7 protein-coding genes are annotated in these 7,438 nt (G+C 47.8%); 2 read left to right on the top strand and 5 right to left on the bottom strand.

Annotated elements, in window-relative coordinates:
* Positions 1-110: 110 nt before the first annotated feature.
* From PEL01S_RS31310 to PEL01S_RS31325, 4 genes are all read right to left on the bottom strand, one after another.
* Entirely contained in the window at positions 111-2,675 is a 2,565-nt protein-coding gene (locus PEL01S_RS31310; protein WP_127463007.1) for an ABC transporter permease, read from the bottom strand.
* Complete coding sequence (locus PEL01S_RS31315) at positions 2,672-3,355, bottom strand: ABC transporter ATP-binding protein (RefSeq protein WP_063185428.1); 684 nt, start codon at positions 3,353-3,355, stop codon at positions 2,672-2,674. The genes PEL01S_RS31310 and PEL01S_RS31315 overlap by 4 nt, the downstream gene beginning before the upstream one ends.
* Before the next feature lie 96 nt (positions 3,356-3,451).
* Positions 3,452-4,453: a sensor histidine kinase gene (locus PEL01S_RS31320; RefSeq protein WP_127463013.1), complete on the bottom strand. Its 1,002-nt coding sequence runs from the start codon at positions 4,451-4,453 to the stop codon at positions 3,452-3,454.
* Between the two features lies 1 nt (position 4,454).
* Positions 4,455-5,138, bottom strand: coding sequence for a response regulator transcription factor (locus tag PEL01S_RS31325; protein ID WP_127463008.1), 684 nt, complete (start codon positions 5,136-5,138; stop codon positions 4,455-4,457).
* A 193-nt stretch (positions 5,139-5,331) separates the two neighbouring features.
* Here PEL01S_RS31325 and PEL01S_RS31330 point away from each other — a divergent pair, with 193 nt between their 5' ends.
* Positions 5,332-5,916 (top strand): DUF4062 domain-containing protein, encoded by a 585-nt coding sequence (locus PEL01S_RS31330; protein WP_127463009.1) that lies wholly within the window; start codon positions 5,332-5,334, stop codon positions 5,914-5,916.
* A 132-nt stretch (positions 5,917-6,048) separates the two neighbouring features.
* Here PEL01S_RS31330 and PEL01S_RS31335 read toward each other — a convergent pair whose 3' ends face one another.
* The gene (locus tag PEL01S_RS31335; RefSeq protein WP_127463010.1) at positions 6,049-6,645 is read right to left on the bottom strand and encodes a TetR/AcrR family transcriptional regulator; all 597 of its coding nucleotides are present in this window, start codon (positions 6,643-6,645) and stop codon (positions 6,049-6,051) included.
* A gap of 234 nt (positions 6,646-6,879) precedes the next feature.
* Here PEL01S_RS31335 and PEL01S_RS31340 point away from each other — a divergent pair, with 234 nt between their 5' ends.
* On the top strand, positions 6,880-7,284 hold the full coding sequence (locus tag PEL01S_RS31340) for a VOC family protein (protein WP_127463011.1): 405 nt from the start codon (positions 6,880-6,882) through the stop codon (positions 7,282-7,284).
* Positions 7,285-7,438: the final 154 nt, after the last annotated feature.

Below are 7,438 nucleotides of genomic sequence, written 5' to 3' on the forward strand. Positions count from 1 at the left end.
AATTTTAGCATAATCATTTGAATAATAGTAAAGACAGATTAAAAAAATCCCCACCAACAAATCGGCGGGGGTAAAAAAACTTTCCTAAGCTAAGTGGTCGGCTGTCCGTTCTATAGATTCTCCTGCTTCAAAGCATCAATAATGTTTGCCTTTTTTACTTTTATGCTGGCGTAATACATGGACAAGCTCACGATAACAAATACGGCCGCAATCACATACAGAATACTGGTCCATGGCACCATGAAACCGTACGAGAAACTGTAGCTGATGGCCCGGTAGATCAACACCATAATCACTGCGCTGATCGGAAGCCCATAAGTTAGGGCCTTGATTCCATAAAAAATGCTTTCATAGTTCATCATTTTATTAAAGCTTTTCGGCGTCATCCCCACCGATCTCAGCATCGCAAATTCCCGTTTGCGAAGGGCAATGCTCGTCGAAATCGTGTTGAGAATATTCGCCATCGAAAGCGCCGTAATTAAGGCCACAAAACCGTAAACAAATACGGACAATAACAGGATGATTTGTTCAGAGCGCTGTCTTTCTTGAAATAAGTTCCTGACAGCTAGCTCTTCCTTCATTTCTTCGATGTTTTGCTGTGTTTTCAAAGGATCTTTACTGTTCAGGTAAAGTCCGGAATACGCTTTATCCTTGCTTTTTTTCATTAACTGGTCGAAGACCGGCTCGGACACAACAAGATGAACTTCAAAGCTGCTTCGAACAAGTCCCATCGGGAATTGATCCGTTACCGCGGCAAGCTCCACTTTGCTGACCGGTTCCTCATGAGAATCCGTGGAGACGAGATCAAGCATTTCCCCTGCCCGGCCATGAATACCTCTCGTTTCGATAATTTTGTCCTTTTTATCTCTATAGGACATGACATCAATCAATATGGCGGTTGGGTGAGCGGGATTCGTTAGCTTGGCGTACTCGATGCCGACCTTTTGAGCATAAGCTTTTAGCTTGTCTTCACTTAAAGCATTTACTTGCAGATTGTATTTATATCGCCCCTGATCGGGATCCCAGGGGGGTTTCTCCCCTTCAGGAACGGACTTCTCTGCAACCCAAGTGAAGACACCGGACCACTGTTTAATCAGGCTGTATTCCGTAACGCCCTCCAACGACACAATCGACTTCACCAAACGCTCATCGAGCGTCGCCACTTCATCGTTCTTGTATACCCCGATATCAAAGTTATAGCCTTTTTGGGAGACATCAAGCGATTTCTGCAGGTTGGAAGTGAAGAACGACACGGATAGAAACAGCACGATACTAATGACAAGCGAAAAGACCGTAGCGTGATACCTGCGTTTGTTTCTTTTTAAATTTTTCAATCCGAATTCCGCTTCAATGCCGAATAACCGTTGGACCAGCTTCGAGGTTTTCACCGTTTTCCCCGTCAGCTTAATATCCGTGGTTTGCCGAATCGCGTCGATAGCCGAAATTTTAGATGCTTTTTGGGCTGGAAGATACGTTGAAATGAATATCGTGACGATCGAGATCAGACACGTCATAGCGAGCGATGAAGGCGTCACGACCAACGTCAGCTTTTCCGTAACGCCGATCGCGGCTTCGAGCATCGAGTTAATGAAGTGAAAAGTAATGCCGATTCCAATCAATCCGCAGATGACGCCTAAGGGAATGCTAATGACGCCAATGACCGCGCCCTCAAAAAATACCGAATTTCTCTTCTGCCTTCTCGTTGCTCCAACGCTCGACAGCATCCCCAGATGACGCGACCGTTCCGAGACGGAAATTGCAAAAGCATTGTAGATTAAGGAAATGGAGCCAATGACAATAACAAGCACTACAATGACGAATAGCGAGTTATAGGTTTTGCCTAATCCGCCACCCATGACGCCATAATAACGCAATAGAGACTCATTCGTTTTAAACGAGCTGATGTTGTTTTTCGTGGACAAGTCATTGGCATGAGCAAATACAGTGCCATCGACTTTCTTCAGGACCACGCTCGCGTCAACGGTTCTGTTGGTGTCCACCATGTTCTCGTCCACATAGGTAAGGGCCGTATACCCCGGCGCCCACGTCTGCTCCCACGAAGGACGTTTAATAAAGCCTACAACGGTATACGTTTCGGTTGTTGTATGAATTAAGGTTTCCGAGCTTTTCCCGTTGATGAATCTTAACGGTTCATTTTGATTAAGGTCCGTATTATCAGGATCGGCAGGATTCGAGCGCTGCCCGACATCAAGGGTTAACCGATCGCCAATCCGGTAGGTGACTTTGGCGTTCGGGGCGATAGCTTCTGAAAGGACGATCTCATTGGCTTGTTGAGGCAGACGCCCTTCACTCAATGCAATAGGGAAGTTGTTAAAGCCTTGGGTATTAAACGCTTTAATGAACAAATACGGCTTGTTGATATTTTGGCTTCCTTGGAGTAGAGCAAAGCCGCGTTCCTTGGAAGTGATGAATTGTTGGGTTGCCGCATCCTGTTTGATCGCTTCGAGCTGATTTTTGTTGACGTTTTTGTACAGGACATGCCATTCTCCATACTCTTGAATCGTTTGCTTTTGCATTAACGCCAGAAAAGAGGAGCCAAGCGTGATAACCGCCGTCACCATGGCCACGGAAATCATAACTCCGATCACGGTCACCAGCGTTTGCTTCTTATTTTTCATTAAATGCCGGAGCGTTAGCTTATGGATAATGTTCATGGCCGAATGACCTCGTCTTTGGCAATCTTCCCATCTTCAATGGCGATAATTCTGTCGGCTTGCAAAGCAATTCGTTCGTCATGGGTGATCATAATCAGCGTCTGATGCAGGCTTTTGTTGAACATTTTCAATAAGTCAATGATTTCGCTGCCGTTTTTACTGTCCAGATTACCGGTCGGTTCGTCTGCCAAGATGATAGCGGGCTGATTCATCAACGCTCTGCCGATCGAGACCCGCTGCTGTTGGCCGCCGGAAAGCTGATTGGGCAGATGATTCAAGCGGTTTTGCAAATTCAGCGTCTTCACAATATCCTCGAACTGTTTCTGATCCACCTTATGCTGATCGAGCAAGAGCGGGAGCTGGATATTTTCTTCAACCGTTAGAATCGGAATAAGATTGTAGAACTGGTAAATCAAGCCGATCTGTCTCCGTCTAAAAACCGCCAGCTGCGTTTCGTCCAGACTGTACATGTCCGTACGGTCCACAAATACTTTTCCGCTTGTCGGTTTATCTACACCGCCTAGCATATGTAGAAGCGTCGACTTCCCCGAGCCGGACGGACCGATGATGGCGACGAACTCCCCTTTGTCCACCGAAAAGGAGACGTCATCAAGCGCTTTTACCGCCGTGTCGCCTTTTCCATACACTTTAGACAGATGCTCGATCCTCAGAATTTCCATGCTGAACCCTCCATACGTTTATCGATGGATTTAGTATATCTGCCCGAAGTGACTTTACAGTGACTTGAAAGTGACAGTCTAGTCACTTAGCCCTGGTTAGACGACTTGCTTGTAGAAGCGAATCCGAAATTGGGTTCCCTTATGGAGTTCACTCTGGACCTCTATATCTCCATTCTGCTTCGTTATAATGCTGTGAGCCAGCGAGAGACCGATGCCGCTGCTGCCCTCGCCGGCACTCTTTCCTTTATAAAAACGTTTGAAAATATGAGGGATCTCTTCCTTGGAGATGCCTTTGCCATTGTCTTCAATCCTAATCTCCGTAAATAGCGGGTTCTCCGAAAAGGAAATCGCGATGGTTCCGCCTGCCTGCGTATGCTCTACCCCGTTTTTTAAAATATTGATTACCGCTTCGGTTGTCCAATTCAGATCGCCTACAAAAGAAACGCTATCATCGCCCGTTACCGAAACCGTCTGTTCTTTGATGTCTATTGGAATGAGCACGGGCTGTAACGCTTTTTCAATAAGCTTGGTCACCCTGACTTGATCTTTCTTGAACTGTACGGTGTCTGCGTCGATTTTCGAAAGCTTCAATAACGAAGAAACAAGCCAATCCAGCCGTTCGAGCTGGATACGAATGTTGCGCGTAAATTCCGTTCTTTTCGCTTCAGGCAGCTTGGCGTCGTCCAATAAGTCGGCCATGACCATCATGGAGGTTAGAGGCGCTTTAAGCTGATGGGATATATCCGAAATCGCGTCGGTAAGATGGATTTTGTCTTTATGCAAAAGGGTACTCTGCTCCGACAGCATGACGGTTACTTTATAAATCGTATTTTTCAGAATGCTGAATTCCCCTTCCCGATTATCCCGGACGTCAAGGGAATAGTCGCCGCCGCTAATTTGCCGCAAATAGCCGGACAATTTCTCAATCTCTTGATATCTCAACCTCGTAAACAGGTGGCTGCACCCAATCAGTAAAATGGACGTCGTTAGAACGAGGACCACGGCAGCGGGCGAAAAAAAAGCCGCGGCGGCAAGCATAACCAGACTTATTACGCACATCAATAAGAGTACGAGGCGGATCTCGCGATTACGCAGCATGCTACTCACCGACCTTATATCCTAAACCGCGTACGGTTTTAATGAACGTTGGATCTTTCGGATCATCCTCTAGTTTTTCCCTCAGCCTTTTGATGTAAACGGTTAGCGTATTGTCGTTGACGAAATCCCCGGCCACATCCCAAATTTGTTCTAGGAGCTGATTTCTGGAGAGGATCTGCCCAATATGGTTCGCGAAAACCAGCAATAAGCGGTACTCCAAAGCCGTCACCGGAATTTCTTCGCCATGTTTATATACCTTGCCCTCAAGCGTATTGATCCGGATACCCTCTACTTCGATGATGGCTTTGGCCTGCGGCTGCTTCTGATATCTCCGCAGCACCGATTTTATCCGTGAGAGCAGCTCGCGAATTCGAAAAGGCTTCGTAATATAATCGTCCGCTCCCATATCAAGCCCCATCACGACATTGACTTCATCATCGACGGCCGTCAGGAAAATCACGGGAACATCGCTTCGCTCCTTCACCATTTTACACAATTCATACCCGCTTCCATCCGGCAGCGATAAATCGAACAGACATAAAGCGAACTGATCCAGCTGCTCCGCTATTACCTTTTTCGCAGATGCGACGTCATGGCACAGAACCGTAGAAAACTGGTCTTGCTGTAGAGAATACTCGAGGCCGGACGCAATGGTTTTATCATCTTCCACAACCAAAATGTTCATTGGATCATCATCCTAATTTGAATTTTTAAGAAAAAGGACTATTAACTCATGATTGTATCATACAAAAAAGGAGATGATCAGCAAAGAAGCAGCCCCGGCTGCAATATCCGAAGCATTGAAATCTCGGGAAATATTGACATATGAACGGAGCCAACGGTATGATTTATATTAATTTCATTTCATAAGGTGGCCTATGAGAAAAAAATTACAAATCTACATATCGTCTACTTTTGCCGATCTGGTTGCAGAACGTCAAATCGCTGTAGAAGCTATTCTTAAAGCTGGTCACATTCCTGCTGGAATTGGAATCGACCCATTCTTTTTGGAACGCCCCATGGACACAATTAAGAGATGGATTGATGAATCCGATGTATTTATCACCATTCTCGGAGGACTCTATGGAAACATGCTTCCCGATGAATCGAAGAGTTATCCGCATTGGGAATATGATTATGCCGGAGAACTAGGTAAGCCAAGATTCGCTCTTGTTTTAACCGATGAAGCATTAAGACAACAGCCATACGACTTTGTCGGCGTGTCAAGCTATGAGAAGTTCCAAGAGTTTAAGCAATCCGTAATGGAAGATGTGGCCATATTTCATATTGCAGAAGAATGGCACGTTAGGTGGGTACTTCATGAAAAATTGAAGGAGTATAAAGGAAGAGACGATTTGGGTGGCTGGGTTTCCGGCAAGGACATACCCGATGTACAAAAGTTGTTGGAAGAGAATGCCAGATTAAAGGCTGAGTTAGAGCAATATAAAAGAGCAGATAAATGATGTGAGCCTACCTTCAAAAAGAGTAAAAATAGGGTGTCCCTTAAGCCGTGAAAATGGCTGAGAGGGACACCTTTTTTACTTGTCCCTTACCTATAGATAACGGTCCGGCCAAGCAGGGGGAGGCGTCTCGTACTAAAGTGAAGTGAGTACGCGTTTGATGATCGCCTTTACGAACTGGTCGTCGATCGGTTCGCGCGAGAACCAGCGGCGGTAGAAGAGTGGCCCCAGCAAGGCCGCGACGATCGTTGACACGTCGGCGTGTGCCGACAGCTCGCCCCTGCCTACCGCGCGCTGCAGGACCTCTCTCAGGGGTGCGGCGTGTCCGCGCTGAATCCGACTGTGGATTTCCGCGAACTCCGGATTGCGCTCGGCGGTGTCGACGATTGACGGCAGAACGAAGGACCAATTCGCCGTCGGTAGCAGGTGCGCGATTTCCATCAGGATAGCCGTGACGTCACCTTCGAGTGAGCCGGTGTCGGGCGTTTCCTGCTCGGCAATCATCTGTGAACAGGCGTCGATCACCAGTGCTTCCCGCGTCGGCCAGTGGCGGTAGATGGTCGTCTTCGCGACCCCGGAACGACGCGCTACCTCATCGACGGTAAAGCTAGTCACACCGCCTTCGCTGAGCAGTTCAAATGCCGTGGTCAGGACGGTATGTCGTGAACGCTCGACGCGACTATTCACCTTGTCCGACGGCACACGTTCAGATTTATTAGACGTAGTCACCATCTTCCCTCCAACATAAAAGTACTTAAACTGGGGTTCGTTGCCTAAAATAAATGCTCCTTCACATTATACCACGGGGGCATCCTTGGCGCCGGGTCCACGACCGCGCCTGGTGAGGCAACGAATCAATTTCGAGCACCATTTTTGTTTGTCATACGGTCACTTGTATTTTTCAGGCGAATATGATACGATACGGTATCGTATCGTTTAACTCCATTATGGAAAGGATGATGTCTCGTGAATTTCGCTTCTGTACGCATCATTACCGACGACTTGGATCGACTCGTCGAGTTCTATGAGAAAGTCACGGGTGTTTCGGCGAAACGCCCCGCGCCTGTCTTCGCTGAGTTCGTTCTGCCATCGTGTACCCTGGCGATCGGCCACTCCCAGACGGTGCAACTGTTCGGCGCTGGTACCGCGCGCGCGGCCGACAACCACACCGTCATCATCGAGTTTCGCGTCCACGACGTTGATGCCGAGTACACGCGCTTGAAGCCGCTTGTCGACGAGTGGGTACAGGAACCGACCACGATGCCATGGGGGAACCGCTCTGCACTGCTTCGCGACCCCGACGGCAACCTCGTCAACCTCTTCGCACCGGTTACCGAGGAAGCGCTCGAGCGGTTCAGCGGCAGGCCTTGACGGACAGTGATCGCCCAACCCCAAAAAACTTGCCGTTACTTATGATACGGTTCGCCGCGCTGTCTGTAATGGCAAGTTTTGACCAAAAGGCCATCCCGCAAAGGATGGCCTTTTCTTGGAGAATGATTTGGTTCAATCGTTCTTGATATCTTCT

It is taken from the genome of Paenibacillus elgii NBRC 100335 (genome assembly GCF_004000865.1).
Lineage (GTDB): Bacteria > Bacillota > Bacilli > Paenibacillales > NBRC-103111 > Paenibacillus_G > Paenibacillus_G elgii.